Genomic DNA, 18592 nt, shown 5'->3' with positions numbered 1-18592 from the left:
TATTATCTGTTTCATTTTGATAAAACTTTAACGTATTAAGCTTTATTTATATGCTCTTAATAAGTAATTGTGCTAATGCTTCAGGGTAACCACGATTAACAGCAAATTCGCGAGCTAGTTTATCAATATCATCTTTTGAAACACTATCAAGTACTTCATGTTTGTTTATTACTTTATTAATTGAAGGAATAATGTCTTCTTCCTGAATGTTATCTAAAATTTGATGGGCTACAGTTAAAGCAGAAGACGCCTTAACTATTTCGCTGCGTGCATAAAATTTAGAAGGAAAACTAACCTCGCCAACCCTTAGGTTGGGATCATTACCTGGTATTTGCTGAGCACCGTATAATGGCGGTCCGCCAATAGAAGCAGATTTAAATGAAGGCACATATTTAGAAACAAATTCAATAGCCTTTTCTGTTCTTTCTTTTATGTCTTCGGCTTTCCAACCACGATGTAATTTTTGTTTGATGTTGTCATTAAATTCAGGTTGTGCTTCGTTGCCTTTTGTTTCTACCAATCCGTTTTCGAATAAGGTAATCCCTTTTGTCATGCCATGAATTTGATAATAATCATCGCTATAGGGTGTAAGTTGCGCCATCCCATTTGGTGTACCACGTTCACCATGAAAAATGAGTTCTGGTATTAAGCCAGAAATAGGTTGCCATTTTGAAACATAAGCTGCTTTAAATTCTATTAAGCGTTTCTTTTTTAAATGTAAGGACTCATCAAATTCTCCAGTTTTAAAACCAGATGAATTAACTAAATATTTAACTTTATAAACCGCATCATTAGTACATATTTCCCAGTTGTACTCTAAATTTTGATTTCTAACATCTTTAATACTGGTAATAGTAGTATTTAATTTCAGAAGGCATTTTTCGGTTTTATTTAAGGCCAATTGTGCTTGAGCTCCTAATCTGAAAAGGTTCCATCCGTATTCTTGAACCAAAATAACGGGGGTTTTTAACGTATCGCAATCAATTAATTTAATAGCATTAGACATCCATTCATCTGAAGTGTTTGGATGCTTTACAACGGGTTGTTGCTTTAATGTTAATAAATCGTCTTTAGTATATGTTTTGTAATAATCTTTTGGAGCACCAAGAATGGCATTGTGGGGATCGTCTTCAATTAATGAAGTGTAATAATTGACTAACATTTTGAGACGATTCTCAATGATATGTACGTCGTATTTTGCAGATTTAGGAATGCTTATAAATGTTGGTCTTTCGTCAATAGATTCGGGGAATAATCTGGCCATATCTATAGATTGCTTCATGAGCAGTTTACACTGTTCATCAGATATGTCTGGATATAAATTTCCACCGGCATGTAAATGACAAAAAGGGCCACCATTAACAACACTTTCTTCTTGTTCAAACAAAACAGTTTCAACACCATATTTAGTGAGCTCTAATGCTATAACAACTCCAGAAACACCTCCGCCTATAACACCAACATTATAAATTTTATCCATGTTTAGAATAGTTCTTTTAGGCTAGCGAAATCATCGACAACAACAGTAGGATTATAATCTGATATATTTTCGTTGTAGTTATAACCGTAACTGACTCCAATACTTTCCATATTAGAATTTTGAGCTGCAAGAATATCATTTTTAGAGTCTCCAACCATTATGCTGTTATTTATAAAGGTATCCATTTTATTTGCTAAATATAACAGGGGAGCAGCCTCTGGTTTTTTCTCAGGTAAGGAATCTTCACCAATCCAACATTTAAAGAAATGCTTAATTTCTAATGTATCTAATATAGGTTCTATAAAATCGAAAGGTTTATTAGTACAAATGGCCATTTTATAACCTTTTTTATCTAGATACTGTAATGTTTCTAATACACCAGGATACATAAATGTATCAATACAAGTAACATCTTTATAAGCTTTAAAATAAATGATTAAAGCTTCTTCTAAAAGAGAACTTGTTAGTTTTTTACTTTGTAATGCATGTTCTAAAGCTCTTTTTACTAAAGGTTTAGCGCCATTACCAATAAATGGTGTTACTTGCTTAATTGTTAATGGCGGAAAATTATAATGCGCTAACATATTATTTACTGCCAAAGTTAAGTCTGGAATACTGTTTATTAGCGTTCCATCAAAATCGAAAATTATAAGGTCTTTGTTTTTAAAATCCACTTTACTTAATTTTTGCAAAGATGCGGAAGTTTTAATAATAATTAAGTATTCTATAAAGTTGAAATTAATAATTTTTTATATCGCTTTTTAAGAATAGTGTAGCAGGTTTAAAATATTCTATTTTACATAATATGGGTATTAGTACGAGAATTTTTTATATCTTTGAACCTGTTTATTATTTAAATTATAAAACACTCTAGGTTTGAGCACCGATAATGAGTGTTTTTTTATGGGTTGATGTTTCATGTTTTTAAAAGGAAGCATTTAATTTATTCTTTATGTAAAGAATCAAACACTACTGGTGTAGCACCTGAGGTGGCTGCACCTCAATACTGGCAGTCCTTTCGCCTTGAAAATTAAATTTAATTTTCTTCGTTGGTTTAGTGTCTTGATTTTCAAGGGCATTTGAAAATCGCTTTATCCTGTAAAAAGGGAAACGTACCCCAGATGCTGGAATACAAGTTTTGTGTAGTATCATATGTTTATTATTTTAATAATTTGAGCACCGTAAATATATGTAAAAAAAAGTTACTACACAAAAAGAGTATCAAAGCAAACAATCCCCAACGAAAAAGAGTAGGGGATTGATAGCAGTTTAAACTGGAGTACGTTTCTCCAGGTTGAAATTTCAAAAGAAAATGATTGCATTATGGATTTGGTAAACCTCCATATTCTTTTACGATAACACCTGTGAAAAATAATCTAACGGAAGCGTTAGCTAAACCACCTAAAAGAGATTGAACAGGATAACCATTAATTGCTATATGATTAGATGATTTAAAGGCATTATTAGAAGTCCTTTCATTTACATTATCATAAGGAGCATCATGAATGAAACCATACAAACCATGTATTAAACCATCATCACCGTTTTGAATATTTGCTTCAGTTCGAAATAACTCCCTTGATTCATAGGTATACATAAAATCAGGATTTAAACCGCTAAATAATTTAACTTTCTGAATTTCTAAATCTATAAAAGCCTGTGCCTGCTCCTGTATTGTAGGTGCAGGAAACTGAATAACAGGAGATTCAATTTGTTCGCCTTTAACTATTGTAAAAAGTTCCTTTTGCAAAATTAATGCTCTACCTGTTTGAGAATAATCTTTTAATTCTGTTTGAAATGGTATGCCTGATACTGTACATGCATACTGCTCTATTGTTGTAAGTTCTGAACTTGTAGCACGTTTGCCATCTAAGAAGAGCGCAAATACAAAATTCTTTTCTTCAAAATTAAAGACAAAAGTATCATTAACTTCAACGCCTATCGATTCAACGATAGTACGGTTTTCATTGATATATAATAATTTAGCTTGCATTATTTAAAGTTTAATTGTGAGTAATATTTTGTGTCTAGATATTTTGCGAGGTCACTTAATAATGTGTGTCCTTTTGCGTATATCTCAAAGTATAATTTGGCTATAATATCAAAATCGGATTGAGACACGTTTTTAATGACTTCAAAAGCTTCTTTGTCTTTTTCGTACCATCTGCGAGGGTCAAACCAATCATAAGAGGTGCCTAAATATTGGGCTAGGTCAATAGCTTTTTTATTTAAAACTGCTCTTTTTAATGTTGGCACTCCTATTTTTGACATTAATGTATCTGCGTTAGCAGTTTCATCTTGTGGTTTCTTTTTTAGTTTTTTCCAAATGACTAAAGTTAAAGAGATAACCAGAGCTAAAAGCGGAAAAACCCACCACCATTTTTTTAAGTTTTCAAATATATTTTTCATTTCAATTTATTGTTTTGAGGTTTTCCGTAAGATTAAAAACATAATTAGTAGTAAAAAAAAAAGTCCTCCATAAACTAAAATATTAACTACAAAAGGTACTTTTACTTTGGTTTTTAAAGCACGCCATTTTTGTAAATACAAAGGGTCTTCCGCATAATTACTTGCAACCGTATTTAACATATATGTGTTATCAGATGAATTAGGTATATTAAAGTTTTTTTGACGTAAGAAATAATCGATAATACTTTGGCGATGATTTTTATATACTGCATGACCTTTATTAGTACCGATAGCGGTCTTTTTTCTGACTTTTGCCTCACGCATACCAAAAAGATTTTTATTTTCCTTATAAACTTCCGATTTAAAGTTGCCTGTTTCATGATATGCCTGCGCAAATAATAACTTAGTACTTACAGTATAATAACCGTTTATGGTTTTGTAAAACCATAGTAGTAACCAAATTTTAAGTTTTAATAACATTTTTCTATTATTTTTTAGATTCTACTTTTTTTAAATCAATGCCCTCGAATTGTTCGATTGCAAACTTAAAGACATTAATAACCGCCATAATTACAGCGCCATATTTGACAGCTATTTTAAAAATATTTATTACTGATTTCATTTAGATAATTTTTAAGGTTTAAAAAAAAGAAATGCTTGCACTAAGCATGGCATTCCTTTTTTTATGTATATATATAATTTGTTGTTTAGTTATTTGAACGTATAAACGTACCACAATAACCACCGTTAGGTGCTTTAGGACTTAAGACCATAGATAATTTTTCTATGACTACCTTACCAGTGCTTTGTTGCATAGAACCCCAAAAAAAAGTTTCCTCCCCTGTGGTTTTATTGATTACAGTACAAGCAATATGACCCATCCACCCCTTAGGTGTTACGCTACTTTTAGTTGTTGTAACACAACTAACATTCATTAAATCGCCTTTACGAAGAAACCAACCGTTTGTGATATATTGGTTTTTTCCTTTGTTTGGACTTTTAGAACTCGTAGGAATATAAGTTCTATGAGTAGCACCACTTTTTTTAGTGTAATTTTTTCCGTCTACTTTTGTTGTTCTAGCCATTATCTTGTTCCTTTCTTTTTACGTTTAAATAACCACATGACTAGGGTTATAGTACCGATTAAAGCAACTAAACCGCCTATAAGTTTTACCATGTTCTTTTTAAACCAAGCCTTTGTAAATGCTTTGTTTACATCATCAGCAGTTTGACTGTTTAAAGCCTTATCTACTGTAGGTTTTAAAGCCTGTCCAAGTTTGTTACCAATACTTTTTGCAGATAATTGCTTTTGTTGCTGGGAAACTGCTCTATCGTATTCTTGTTGCTCGAATTTGGCGTCTTGTTTGGCTAACTGTTCGCCATTTCCTAAAATACCACCAGTAGCAACATTTGAAGCTTTTCGAATAAGGTTACCGAAAAATGTACCTCCTTTTTTCTTTTTAAATAGTTTTTTAAAGAACCCCATAATTATAATTTATTGATGTCTCTTAAGACTATATTTACTTGATTGCTCGCAAATATTTCTAGGTCTGAAACCCCGACTAGCGATAAAGCCGTATTTTGAAGTTGCTCAAATGAACCTGCTCGAAGCAATCCTAAATCCGCAGATATAGCACGTATTTCAAGTTTTGAATACTCAACGGTTTGACTACCCTCATCAGTTGGATACGTCAATCTTAACTTTTCAAAATCTCCAATAATGAAAGCTTCATCAAAATCAAGAACCTGAAAACTTCTATTTTTTTGACCTGATAAAAAGACTTTTTCAGTCATAAACAAACGCTCTAAGGTTTGAACAGGCATTTCAATCCCGTTAACTTGATACGTTTTTGTAGACTTTAAATCTGTTAATTGTAAAACGATAGATTCATTTTCCTGTAAAGGAATTGCGCCGTAATTTCCTAATTCGCATAAAGCAGAAAAAGAACCTCCAGCATCATCATCGATAATTTTACCTTCGCCTAAAACAGCAGTAGCGATAAATGCAGCTAAAGAGATGTTTGTTGCTATTTCTTCATTTGTGCCATTGCTACGCTCTATATGGCAGGTAATTTTTTCATTTGCTAAGTCAACAAATGATTGGTCTGAATTGAAGACAAATGCTCCAATACTTTTTGTAATTCGCAAAATTCCGCTCTTTGTTTTAGCGGTTGCATTGTAAATTTCCATAAATTTGTAATGTGTTAATTTTATTATTCGTGTAGTCAAATTAAACACAATTACGAGGGTGCAGATAAAAATGCACCCTTTTTTATACCTTTTTTATACCTTTTTTTCTTTAGGAACTGCAAAATAATCTACATAATGCATATATGTAACCTTGTTACTTTTAGGTTTATAATAGTCTTTCATATCTGAAATATACTTTTTTGCGGTGCATATAGTAACGTTTAAAATAGTTGCTAATTCTTTTGCGGTTAAAGTTGGGTTTGTGGTTTTTTTGGTGGTACGTGTAGTCATATTTTTAATAATTTGGATTGACAATGGTTTTAAATTCTGAACATGTTTCATTTGGTAAAACTACCTGCGTCCATTTGGAACAAAATAAATGAAATGGAGAGGGTAATTCCACGTGTTTTTGATGGGTACATAATTGGCATCTTTTTGGGGTCATTTTCTGTAAGAATTTATATATATTTAGTCTGTTTTTTTAAAAAGTTGCGCAAAAAATATTGTTGATTTTGGTTAGCCCTTTATTTATGGGCTTTTTAGCTCTTTTTTAGGTAATATTTTTTTGAGCAACGTTATCAAATTTGATAATCTGACGCCGACTATCATAAGTCGGCGTTTTGCCTTTTTTGAGATTTATAAAGATTTTAAAAACTGCAAGGCTTTTTTAATCTCAAAAAGCTCCTTTTTTAAGGCTAAAATCTGCTTATTTTTTACCTGTAAATCATATTCGTACTTTTTGTAAAATTCATGACGCTCTAATGCGTAATTTATTGCTGATGATTTGGTGTTGATTTTTGGATTATTTTCAATAATTTCTAATACTTTTTTTTGTGATTTTTCTGAAAGTTTTCTAACTGTAAATGCCATGATTTTATTTTTTAAGGTTTAAACTTGATTTTTAAATTTATCTAGAATACTAATTATCATTTTTTTTAATTGATTTATATCGCACAGGAAGTAAAAAATTAAAGCTAAATAGAATGCGTATAAAGCCTTTTCTTTATCTAATTTCATAGTCCTAATAGTTTTAAATATTCGTTGATTTTTTCGTTTTCATATACTTTTTGTTGTAATTCTAAATCTTTGTTAGTATTGAGGTCAAATAAACGTTTTATAGTGGCTCTCATGCGTGAACGTTGCATCCTTGTAGTTTCAGGAGAACTACCTTGAAAAGTTTCTACGATAGGCAGCAACGTGCTTAAATCATGCCCTTTATGAATGCAATTTTGAATAAGTTCAAAGATAATATGTTCGGTAGGGGAGAGGTTGGGGGCTTTTAAACGCTTCTGTTTTTCTAAATATGAGTTGAGTGAAAACTTAACAAAATTGATTAATTTTTCTTGAGGTATTTCTAAGTAATCTTTTAAGGTTTTAAAGTTTGGAAGTATTTTAAATTTATTTAAACGCCTTTTGTGGTCGTAGTTTTTTATGGTGGCTTCAATTCTCGCTAAATTTTCAATTTTATGTGCGTAGTCTGGAAACAAATAAGTATTAAAAAATTCTGCGGATTTAGAGAGTAATTCCCAATGTTTAAAATAAAGCTTTACGTAAGGGAGACTAGGTTTTGCAAAGTTTCGTTTGTTGAACTCTAACCCTAAATTATCCACTTTTGCAATCAAATGACAATGTTTGGATTTATTACCGGACATTGCAATTAGATATTTTAGCACCTCATGGAAGATTTGAGGGCTGTCTACGTAGTGATTAATACAAATATCTACATCTGAACAATAACCATTTAAAAACGTCTCGTAAGAGCATCTAAACACACCAAAATTCATGAATTCGTTATAGAGTGTTAAAACGGTTTGTTTATTGATGCCTTGAAAGTAATTATGCTTGAGGAGTTTTGAAGAAACAGTAAGATTGATAAATTTTGTAGGTATCTTTTTTTCTGTTATTTCATCGAAAATAGGAATTTCAACCAAAGAAAAACGAACCGTAATTCCATATTTTGATATAATTATTGGTTTAGGTGGGTGCAATTCCGAATCAACTTGATCCAAACTGGCATAGTAAATGCAGGTGTAAGAAGTAAGACGACTATCAACAACATGACACTCTGATAATGGTATTTTTAAACTTAATGAATCGGTAAGCGCTTTGTTAATTGGAATTTCATTTGTTATCAAATTTGATAACGTATGATTTTGTTGTTTTTTTATATGAGTCATTGACAACTAAGTACTTGTGATTCAATGATTTAAAATATTCTATTTTACATAATATAAATTATAGTACATTTCACAACAATTAGCGAAATAGCGCTTTTGGGCGATATTTGACATAATTACAGATATAATGGCTGCCAGACTTATATCGATAGTAATTATGTTAAGCTAATTGTGGCTTCGTTTGAACAATTTAGATGTGTAGCTATAATTCTCTATTATGTAAAATATCCCAGAAAGTTTTAATTTTAATAGAATACTAATATTTGGGTCATTAAACTTTATCGTTTTGCTTCTCGTATAATTTTAATATTCTGTACAATCCTTAATCAATTTTTAAATAAGCGATTCTCAAGAAGCATAATAATTCTATTTCTGTACTATAATTTGCCGTTATGTAAAATTGCCGCTGCCAATCGCTCGATTGCTTTTTAAAAATTTAAATGTTTCAATAACATTTATTTTTAAACACAATTTACCGCCGCTTGCCAACGCCAAAAAAAAGCTAGTTTTTAGATGTTATTGAAATTTTAGCGTAATTGAATAATTGTGCTCTATATTTTTTTCTACGACATTCTCGTAAAGTTGTCACAAGAGTATAAAATTTTCCTTTGCTCAAATCCTTGCTTTAAAATTTCTATACACTTGTTCTATTTAGAATTCCAATTAAACTTTTTTAAAATCCTATTTTACATAATATTTATAGATATGATTTAAAGTTTTCAATCATATTCTTTAAGGCAAACTTTTCTAATTCTTCTATGGTTTTACTTGATATTTTAATTTCCCAATTAGATAAACTAGGCATTAAGCTCACTTCATTATTTATAAAGAAGTTATTATTGGAATCTTGTAATTGTTTAGATGGAATTACATAAACAACTCTTGGTTGTTTTTTTATTATTAAAACCAAAGCGATAAACAAGTTATCGTTTAGTTCTCCTAACTCTTGCTTTAAAATTTTAATACTTTGTAGTATGATATCTAAATCTAGAGGCTGTAAGTATATTTGCTTATTCCCAATTAAAAAATCAACTCCTTCTCTCCCATTTTCTTTTGCTGAAACTTCAATTTGAGCGTTTTGAAACTCTAGTTGCATAAATTGCAATGCGTTTTCAGTAACAGTATTCATAGTTAACAAGATACATTTTTAATGTTTTATTATCTTTTTTCCTTGATGAAAAAAGAAACAAAAACTAGACCCCTAAAATATGGACGCTTCACTCACCTATTGTTTTGCCAAAATTTTATGAGGTCGAATAAAAGTTAATGCTGTAAATCTTTTTTAGTAAATTCATTCAACTTTATCCTTCCTCCTTCATGAATCTTTGATATAATTGAATTACATGATTTTATAGTTTCTTTTAAGAGTCCAGGCTTTTTCCCTAGCTTCCTATAATATGAATCAAGTATTCCAAATAATTCATTGATTAACCTTAAATCTGTACTATTAAATCTATTTTTCTTAGAAAATTGGACAAGATTACTTATTAACCAGTGATTAACATTTATACTAACTGAATCTCTATATGAAAAGTCAAAACCCTTATCTTTATTAACTAAATCGCTATTTTCTAGATAATTAACACCAACAGCTTTGCTTTCTATGTTAGATAATTCAATTTGAATATTATACATTGAAAAGATAGATTCAACTTTTGAAAGGTGTTCATATGAACTCTTGTCAAAACACTTAAAATATCTATCTTTTATCTTAACAACAGAATAACCAAAGTCTATATACACAGAAAACAACCTCGAATAATTATAATAATCACCAGATGTAATGTCTAATATTACATATGGGCAATCGATAAAGCTTGAATAATTTTCAGCGTCTTTCTCACTCTGAAAAACTACTATTTTAGAAAATAATTTCACATATTCATTTAATGTATAATATTCAATAGAATTTTTATAATTAAATTCAAAACAAAATAATTCTTTAATAATTTTAGCTACTTGAATTGAATAATAGTAACCTTGCCAGTAATTTTTTATGAACCAATCAGTTTGTTTTTTATGATTTATGTTATTGGTTCCTAAGACAGTGATAATTTCATTAAAAACTTCATTTATTAATTTAGCTTCAATACCTTCTAAAGTTTTTTCAGTTGCATTATCATCTACGAAATCTGTTCTACTTAAATTAACTTTTAATTTTTGTTTAATATTTATTTTACCAAAAGTAAAGTTTAATCTTCCTTCATAATTATTAATATGTACTCCTTTTTGTGAAAATGAAATTAAGCTAGTGTCGTTTGCAAATCCTTCTTTTTCTTCTAGAGAACTACTATCTATTATATAATATAAATCCTTTGATTCCTCTTCTAACGAATTAGGAACTATAATTGCTAATACTCCTTCATACTTGTCATTATTCTCATATACTGAAATCACTTTATATAAATCTGAATATTTCCTTGAATTAAAATAAAAATGAGGTAGTATGTCTTTTTCATAAGAAATACTCATTTCATTCATTGAAATATTAATTTCTTCAGTTTCATCTCTTACAATAATTGGAATTTTAACAAAAGGAAACGTTTTTTCTACGAAATCAATTACTTCTCTTAATGAGATTTTAGTTTTATGTTTTTCTTTTAAATGAAGAATAATTTTTGTTCCTTCTTCATCTCGATGAAAATCGTCAAAAAAATGAAAATAGCCATTGGGGTCTTTGTCAGTTCTAAACTTCAGGCTAGGTTTTTCTGCCCTTTTTGTTTCAACATCTATATAGTCACTTAATAAAAAATATGAAAAAACACCTACTCCAAATTGTCCAATAGCCTCATAATCATTTTTTATAGAATCTTGCTGATAAAAACTACTGGCAAGTTTTCCGAAATAGTTTTCTATAATAAATTCATCCATTCCTTGACCATTGTCCTCAATTGAAATAAAATCATCACAAACATAAATTATCACTTTAGGATTATACGCTTCCTTTTTAATTGATTTTTTATAATTACAAGCATCTATTGCATTTTGAACAACTTCTCTTAAAGCAGCTTTATTATTTTTATATAATTCTTCTCCAATGAATGTTTTAACAACGTTTTTGAATTCAAAAGAATACTTAATTCCTTTGGGGTCGAAATTTTCATAAATATATTTTGGTTGTAAACTATTGATATTTAGGTTATAGATTTTTCTATCAACTAAACTGAGAGAGCGTATTATTTTTTGACAATCATTTATTACATTCTTGATTTTTTCAAATTGTTCTTCTAAAGCGCTTAAGATATTATGGTCCGTACATTTAGCTTGTATAATAACTTTATTAGATTTAAAGTTGACTTGTATAGTTGACTTATGCTTATTCCACTCTTTTTCGCTAATTTTATTATCAGGTATATAATATTTTAAGAGAATATCAGGAGTTCTTAAATTTGTTATATCAAGCTCATCAGCTATTCTTAAGATACAAGATAAATAAGGTAAACATACAAACTCCCTTCCACTCTTGACAAAAAATTGAGGGTCGTATAATTCAAAATCGTTTAAATCTACTTTTCTATGTCCTTGAGCAACCAGCCCAATTGCTTCAGCATATTTTTCAGTAGGAATGTTTAGTAACTTCCATTCTTCATTAATGAATTTAAGACTTAAAACATGATGTATATCTCTTATGTATTTTTCAGTTGAAAAATCGGGATTAAACTTTCTATAATCAATTAATTCCTTTGTTTCTGAAATTTCCTTAATTTTATTTTCAGGAATACACATACCTACGTCGTGAAGAATACAAGCCATACACAATATGTATATTTCGTCAGCATTTAAATTGTCTAATTCTACGTCTGTTAACAAATTTCCAGCAATATTTAACACTTCTTGAGTGTGTTCTATTGAATGGTCTGTGTAAGTAGGGAAGTTTTTTATGTATTGTTGCAACAATTTGGAAACTATATTTTTAGTTTCTTCAAAACTAGATGAAAGATTTGCATTTAGTTCTTTTAACTTAGATTCAAGATTACTCATTTAGCAATTTAATATTATAATTATTAGGTTCTACGATGATAAATGTAAAATTACAAAATGGTAAGTAAATACACACTCATATCCGAAAATACATTTATAAATAAATTCCATTTCACACACATTCCACTTCTCTCCTATCGTCGCTCCGTAAAAAGCGTGTTTCATTAACGTTGTAGAGAAAGCTTTTAGAAGAAAAAAATAAAGAAAAAGTAGTAATTTAAACTTAGCTTTTGCCAAAGCAAAGTTACATAACGCTGAACATTATAGTACAAATGTATTATTTAGTCAATAAGAGTGGTTTATCCATTTGATAGCTATAATGTAGTATTATGTAAAATATCCCAGAAGCATTGTATTCCATTAGAATAATTGGAACTTGGGTCATTAAACTATTATAAGGTTTGCTTCGCAGCGTTTTTATAAAACATTTGTATCTATAATTAGCCGTTATGTAAAATAGCCGCTACCAAGCGCTCGATTGTTTTATAAAATCAAATTGCTCTGGCAATTTATTTTACACACAATTATCCAACGCTTGCCAACGCCAAAATAAAAGCTAACCTTTTTGCTCTTATTAAAAATCGCGTATTCGATAAAATGTACGTAATAAAAAATTTTAGACAATTCTCGTGGATTGCCATAAGAGCATAAATTTTAAGAAAAATAAAATTATATGCACTTGTTATAATTAGAACTTCAATTAATCTTTCTTTTTCATTCTTTCATTATCTTTTGTCTTGAAACAAAAGAAACAAAAATTCAAGGCTGCATAAACTTTTGGAAACAATTAACGGCTCATTTGCTATATTTTAGGAAACATTGAAACTCATTTAGATTGCTTTGAAATCCCTTGTATAATTCAAACTCTTAAGAAACTGTATTACTAAATCCCTAAAATATGTACGCTCACTTCACCTTATTGTTTTACCAAAATTTTATGAGGCCAAGGGCTATATCTTCAATCACATTTTATTAATTTTACTTTATAAATAATTACAATTAATAAGTGTTTTAAGGTAATGTATAACTAGATTTAGATACTTCACAATATTCACTAAAACCTGTACATTCCTTTTGAAGATAAGTCATATCGAGGTTAACAAAAAATTGCTTATGTACCGTACTAGCTGTACCCACAAATGCTTTTTTTGATTCGTTCCATACACCCGTAAACGTATGTTTAATATCCCATACATCACTCTTAATCTGCCATTCAAAGCTTAAATTATTATTTGAAACTGAAAAACTAGCTGTTTCTCCCACCGCTTGATTAACGCCATTTTCATCAGGATCAAAAATACCACCTGAATTGATACGCACAGAATTTATAAACTCAACAAATGCATCATTTTGAACATTAATAATGGAGCCATCAGCAGCATAAGAAGTACAAATTCCACTATTTAGTCCATCTTCATCAAAATTAAAATACCATATACCTGGTAAATCAATATCATTGTTATCTTCTTTTTTACTTCCTGTATAATTAACCGTAATTGGTTGGCCTAAATTCCCATACTCAATTTGTATAGTTCCATTTAATGGTGTCGTATTCATTTCTGCTGTTGGAGTAAATGTAGCAGTAATTGTTCTGCTATCACCACTAGCAATAGAAGTATTCTCTGGCCAATTTGTTTTTACTTCCGCATCATCTGGAATCATTGTAATAGTTGCATCTTCTCCAAGATTGTTTGTAATAACAAAAGTTCTCTCAGAAGGTATACCTCCAACTTCGACTTCTCCAAAATCAAGAAAAGTTTCAGAGACTGAAAGTTCATTCACCACTCCTTTTCCTGTTATAGTCATGCTTAAAGGAACATCCTGAGATTCTGTGTAATCAACTAAAAAATTACCATTATAAGTCCTTTCTGTATCTGGCTTAAAGGTTATTGAGAAGTTTAGAACACCACCAGCAATTAACTCAATTCCACTAGGAGTACCATTTTTCAGGGAAAGCTTTTCATCCTCAGATGTTATATAACCACCTTCATCTTTTGTTTCATCGGTAAACTCAAAATAATTAATGAAAATTGGTATGTCTGTCGGGTTAGTTATCCTTAATGATTTTGTTTTACCAGTATTAGAATTTGTGGCTACCTCTCCAAAATCAAGATTCTTAGGTTCAGATAAAACTTCTAGTATTAACCTCTTAAATACCTGCCCCTTTAGTTCTATTATCAAATCTTCTTGATTAGTGTCAGTTTTTAATATCAATTGTTTATTGTAATTCTCAGTATCATCTGTTGGTGTAAACTTTATACTTACTGATATTGTTTGTCCAGCTTTAATAGTTTGCTCGGGTAAACTAAACTCATATCCTTCAATTGGAGCAACTTCTATCAGGGTAATATCAACATCAGAATCATTTGTTAGATTTATTAATTGCGCAGTACTAGAATCATCAACTAAGAGCGAATCGAAATCCAAAACTGTTTTGTCAGAATTTAAAGGATTAACAGCAGCAGCTAAAACCTTAATCTTATTGTTTTCTTGGTCAGCATCATTCTTTATAATAATATCTGTATCAATTTGTGCCACATTCTGAGGCTCATATTTTAGCTTTACAGATAGATCCTGTCCTGGCATTATAACTTCGTTTGTCTTGAAATCAGGAATAGTAGTAAAGCCAATTGGTAATTCAATACCTTCTACTGTTACTTCAATATCTAGGTTATTTGATACAACTAGTGTTTTTTCTTCGGAAGACTTTCCAATTGGAATTTTACCAAAGTCAAATACTCCGCCCAATGAAATACCATTACAAAATGAAATATTTGTGCCATTCTTTACAAAGCAAAGTTCAACAGAGTTCTTATTAAGAATCAAAGATTTGGTAACCTGATAACCATCATAAGCATCATTAACAAAGTTCAGCAACTTAAGAATTTTACTCCATGCTTCAGAACCAAATGAATCGCCAAAATCTTTAACTAGACAATTATTTATGGCTGTCCAAAAATCATTTTCACGTCCAGCAGCATAAAGTGAAACATTCTTTATCAATTCTAAATCAGATATTTCTTTCTTTGAAAACTGTTGCCAACTTACATACAAGTTTGCTGTAGGTACAAGAGCGGGTGCCAAAAAATTGTCAAAAGTACATTCTCCCCTTTCCAATAATTCATTTCCAAGTTTGCCTGAATAAAGGTTTAAAATGCTTTTAATGATAATAGAAGAATTACTTCTTAAAGCAAATTGATTTTCCACGCTACCGTCAAAAACTAAACCATTTTTTACATTTATATCCCATTCCCCATCAAGTGGTATCGCAAATTCACTTGTTTCAGTGTTTTGACTTAAAACCGTTCTATCGTTAAAAGGGGAGTCGGGATTTGATTTTTTATAAATTCCCACTCCATAATGAGCTGCGCTATTATTCTTTTTGACAGTTACCTTCGTTTCATCAACTTTAATTTCGATTACATCTTCTTTTTTTACTATACTATTCTTTCCGGAATCTTCTTTAATATAAGCTTCTATAACTTTTTCTCTCCCAGCTACTGTTATTTGGTTTCCCGAAGTTATATTAGCTTCTACAAGTTTTAAGTACTCATTGAACTCAGGTAAGGTCTTTAATTTTTCCATTGCATTTAATTTATCTTCAGAAGTCAAATCAAAAGCCCAAGGATGAAAAAGTATAGTTGCTAAAGCAGTACTCTGAGAATCCAAGACTAAAGAATCAACTTTATTTGGAACTACATAACCCATCATATATAATTGATTTGAATTATTTGTTGCGAAAACCAATTCCAATTCATCAGTCTCAAAAACTTCAACTTTCACACCATTAGAGTAATCAGTGTCAGTGTTAAAAATAGATAAAATCTCAACATTATCAAGGTTTTGAGTACTACCTTCTGGAAGGTTAATTATTACTTCTAGCGCAGTGTTGCCTTCCTGTGGAGTAATTTCATCTACTATCAGTATAGGGTCATCATCAATTTCTGAAGCGTCATCTTTTCCTCCACATGAAATTATTAAAATGAATAGAAATAAATAAAAGAATGAATTCTTCATATGTCTGATTTTTTATTTTATAAAAATAGAAGAAATACCTTATAATTCCTATGCCTAATATTGGGTATTTAACGAAAATTAATGCTGTTAATCCCATTCCACACATATTACGCTTCCCTCCTACGTCGTCGCATAAAAAGTGTTCCATTAACATTGCAAAAGAAACTTTTAGAATAAATTTTTTAAAGAAACTGTAGTAACAACTTTCGCTTTTAACCAAAGCTCAAGTTACATAACGCAGAACATTATAGTACATTTTTCAACAATTAGCGAAATAGCGCTTTTGGCCGATATTTGACATAATTACAGATATAATGGCTGCCAGACTTATATCAATAGTAATTATGTCAAGCTAATTGTGGCTTCTTATTATGTAGAATTAAAATTATTTTTAAATAAAATAATAAGGGCTAGATTCTTTCTAGCCCTTGTTTTATACCTAATAGGTAATTTATTGTATTAATTCAAATTATTCCTCTACTTTTTCAAACACATAACCAAAGGTATAGTCTCCTATATATTCAGCATTTGAAAACACCATTCTATCATCAGTAAGTTCTACTAAACGATAATTATTTTCATCACACGTTGTATCTGTTTCTTTGGTTCCATTATCGTTTGTGATAATTTCAATGCTACAACTCTTTAAAATTAACGTTGTTTCAATTACGTCGACTCCGTTTAATTTATATGGAACGTATAGCAATTTACCTTCAAAACGCTCTGCTTCACTATATGTATCATAACAACGAGTATTACCTAAGTCAATTTTAATATTCTCAACACTTTCGTATGATGTAGAAGCGTAAAAGGTGTAAATATCATCTGTAACACAAGCATTATTTAGTAAGTTTGGATTGTCTTTATATTCTTCAGGAAGTATAACCTCTGTTAATCGCCATGATTTCTCAGACCCGCCATTTAATTTAATTAGCTCGTCTTTTGTGAAATCTGTGACTACTATTTTAGAAGGTTTTACATCATCGTTTGAATCGCAACTTGTAATTCCTGAAAGGAAGCAAAGGGCTAAAATTAGTTTTGTAATCTTGTGATTATTCATAAACTTTACGTGTTATATTTTTAAATATTAAACTTGCTTGGGTAATTACAAATCATATGCCAAAAAAGTTATTGAATGTTAAGTTTTAGATATTTCTTTTATGCGCTAATTTAGAGTTTGACTTAAAAATTATAATGCATTTAATCTACTTTATTATTCTACAAAACGTAATAGCTTATCAATCAATTCATAAGTGTTAAAATCTGGATTTGTTTGACTAATGCAATACGAAAGTGTCGATTTTGTTTCGGGACAATACCCAACAAAGGTGTTATAAAAACCGAAATGCCCATAATAAACGTTTTTATTGATGATAAATTCGTAAACTCCTAGACCATAACGGCTTTCATGGTCCTTAGTTAACTTAACGTCAATCATTTTAGTTACAGATTCTTTATTGATGAGTTTAAAATTAAAGAGTGCTTTTATAAATATTGCTAAATCTTTATTTGTTGATACCAATCCGCCTCCGGCCCAATCAAAAGAGGTGTTGATGTCCAAAAAATTTATATTTCCAACATATTGACTTATGGGTTTTAATGCCTTTTGTGGTGCTTCATAAAACTCGAAAAATGTATTTTCCATTTTTAAGGGTTCTAATATGCGATTTCGTATAGATTGCGAAAGGGCTGTTTTATCAATTTTCTCAATAATCAATCCTAATAACACATAATTCATATCCGAATAATGCCAACCTTCATTGGGTTTAAAGTGTGGTTCTTTATTCAAATTAAATTGAAAATATAATTCGATAATCGCTTTTGGTGTATATTGTTTATTTGGATTTTGAATCAATAAACTAAAAAAGGACTCTTCTCTATCTGTAAAAATATCAGCAAGCCCAGAGCGATGCGATAAAAGTTGTTTTATAGTAATCTCAGTTGCATGTTTTTTTCCGTTTAAAATATGGAAATCTTCAAATTTTAAGTAGTCTATATCGTTTAAATACTGAGATACTTTATCGTTTAGACTAAGTTTACCTGCTTCTTCAAGTTGTAACATAATAGTTGCTACAAAAAGCTTGGTGCTACTGGCTATTTTAAAAGGCGTATTTTTTGAAATAGTATCACCTTTTCTGTTAACTCGTCCAAATCCTTCGTTATAACTAAAGTTTTCATTTTCAAAGTAAAACAACATACTATGTACTGGGGTTTCAGAATTATGAGCAATCTTACTTTCTATTATTTTGTTAATGGCATCTGTCTGTGCAAACGAAAGACTTGCAATACATAAAAAGCTATATATCAATATTTTCATTGTCAATATTTATAGATGTTA

General features: G+C 30.0%; 17 protein-coding genes. All 17 read right to left on the bottom strand.

The genetic code is table 11. The features are described from left to right. Positions 1-46: 46 nt before the first annotated feature. The 17 genes from ACH5TX_RS18790 to ACH5TX_RS18710 all read right to left on the bottom strand — a co-directional run bounded on the left by ACH5TX_RS18790 (position 47) and on the right by ACH5TX_RS18710 (position 18571). Positions 47-1480: a hypothetical protein gene (locus tag ACH5TX_RS18790; protein ID WP_439341033.1), complete on the bottom strand. Its 1434-nt coding sequence runs from the start codon at positions 1478-1480 to the stop codon at positions 47-49. 2 nt (positions 1481-1482) lie between these two features. Continuing rightward, on the bottom strand, positions 1483-2172 hold the full coding sequence (locus ACH5TX_RS18785; RefSeq protein WP_439341032.1) for a phosphoglycolate phosphatase: 690 nt from the start codon (positions 2170-2172) through the stop codon (positions 1483-1485). Between the two features lie 629 nt (positions 2173-2801). Further along, a complete protein-coding gene (locus ACH5TX_RS18780) occupies positions 2802-3473 on the bottom strand; it encodes a hypothetical protein (protein WP_439341031.1) in 672 nt (223 codons plus the stop codon). Next, positions 3473-3889: a hypothetical protein gene (locus ACH5TX_RS18775; RefSeq protein ID WP_439341030.1), complete on the bottom strand. Its 417-nt coding sequence runs from the start codon at positions 3887-3889 to the stop codon at positions 3473-3475. Before ACH5TX_RS18775 ends, ACH5TX_RS18780 begins: the two co-directional genes overlap by 1 nt. Positions 3890-3895: 6 nt before the next feature. After that, complete coding sequence (locus ACH5TX_RS18770) at positions 3896-4369, bottom strand: glucosaminidase domain-containing protein (RefSeq protein WP_439341029.1); 474 nt, start codon at positions 4367-4369, stop codon at positions 3896-3898. 7 nt (positions 4370-4376) lie between these two features. Continuing rightward, the gene (locus ACH5TX_RS18765; RefSeq protein WP_439341028.1) at positions 4377-4511 is read right to left on the bottom strand and encodes a hypothetical protein; all 135 of its coding nucleotides are present in this window, start codon (positions 4509-4511) and stop codon (positions 4377-4379) included. Positions 4512-4596: 85 nt separating this feature from the next. Continuing rightward, a complete protein-coding gene (locus ACH5TX_RS18760; protein WP_439341027.1) occupies positions 4597-4974 on the bottom strand; it encodes a hypothetical protein in 378 nt (125 codons plus the stop codon). Next, entirely contained in the window at positions 4974-5375 is a 402-nt protein-coding gene (locus ACH5TX_RS18755) for a hypothetical protein (protein ID WP_439341026.1), read from the bottom strand. Before ACH5TX_RS18755 ends, ACH5TX_RS18760 begins: the two co-directional genes overlap by 1 nt. Positions 5376-5377: 2 nt before the next feature. Next, positions 5378-6037, bottom strand: coding sequence for a hypothetical protein (locus ACH5TX_RS18750; RefSeq protein WP_439341025.1), 660 nt, complete (start codon positions 6035-6037; stop codon positions 5378-5380). Positions 6038-6172: 135 nt separating this feature from the next. Next, entirely contained in the window at positions 6173-6370 is a 198-nt protein-coding gene (locus ACH5TX_RS18745) for a hypothetical protein (RefSeq protein ID WP_439341024.1), read from the bottom strand. Positions 6371-6715: 345 nt separating this feature from the next. Further along, positions 6716-6949, bottom strand: a complete 234-nt coding sequence (locus tag ACH5TX_RS18740) for a hypothetical protein (RefSeq protein WP_439341023.1) — start codon at positions 6947-6949, stop codon at positions 6716-6718. Between the two features lie 143 nt (positions 6950-7092). Further along, entirely contained in the window at positions 7093-8256 is a 1164-nt protein-coding gene (locus ACH5TX_RS18735; RefSeq protein ID WP_439341022.1) for a hypothetical protein, read from the bottom strand. 697 nt (positions 8257-8953) lie between these two features. Next, positions 8954-9385 carry a hypothetical protein gene (locus tag ACH5TX_RS18730; RefSeq protein ID WP_439341021.1) on the bottom strand — a complete coding sequence of 144 codons (432 nt, stop codon included), beginning with the start codon at positions 9383-9385 and terminating at the stop codon, positions 8954-8956. A gap of 134 nt (positions 9386-9519) precedes the next feature. Beyond that, positions 9520-12237, bottom strand: coding sequence for an HD domain-containing protein (locus ACH5TX_RS18725; RefSeq protein WP_439341020.1), 2718 nt, complete (start codon positions 12235-12237; stop codon positions 9520-9522). A 1011-nt stretch (positions 12238-13248) separates the two neighbouring features. Beyond that, the gene (locus tag ACH5TX_RS18720) at positions 13249-16254 is read right to left on the bottom strand and encodes an Ig-like domain-containing protein (protein ID WP_439341019.1); all 3006 of its coding nucleotides are present in this window, start codon (positions 16252-16254) and stop codon (positions 13249-13251) included. A 469-nt stretch (positions 16255-16723) separates the two neighbouring features. After that, positions 16724-17314, bottom strand: a complete 591-nt coding sequence (locus tag ACH5TX_RS18715; RefSeq protein ID WP_439341018.1) for a hypothetical protein — start codon at positions 17312-17314, stop codon at positions 16724-16726. Positions 17315-17467: 153 nt separating this feature from the next. Next, positions 17468-18571 (bottom strand): serine hydrolase domain-containing protein, encoded by a 1104-nt coding sequence (locus ACH5TX_RS18710; protein ID WP_439341017.1) that lies wholly within the window; start codon positions 18569-18571, stop codon positions 17468-17470. Positions 18572-18592: the final 21 nt, after the last annotated feature.

The organism is Thalassobellus citreus (genome assembly GCF_044385915.1).
GTDB lineage: Bacteria > Bacteroidota > Bacteroidia > Flavobacteriales > Flavobacteriaceae > Thalassobellus > Thalassobellus citreus.
Note: the sequence above shows the minus strand (reverse complement) of the source record. Positions and strands in the feature narration are given on the sequence as shown.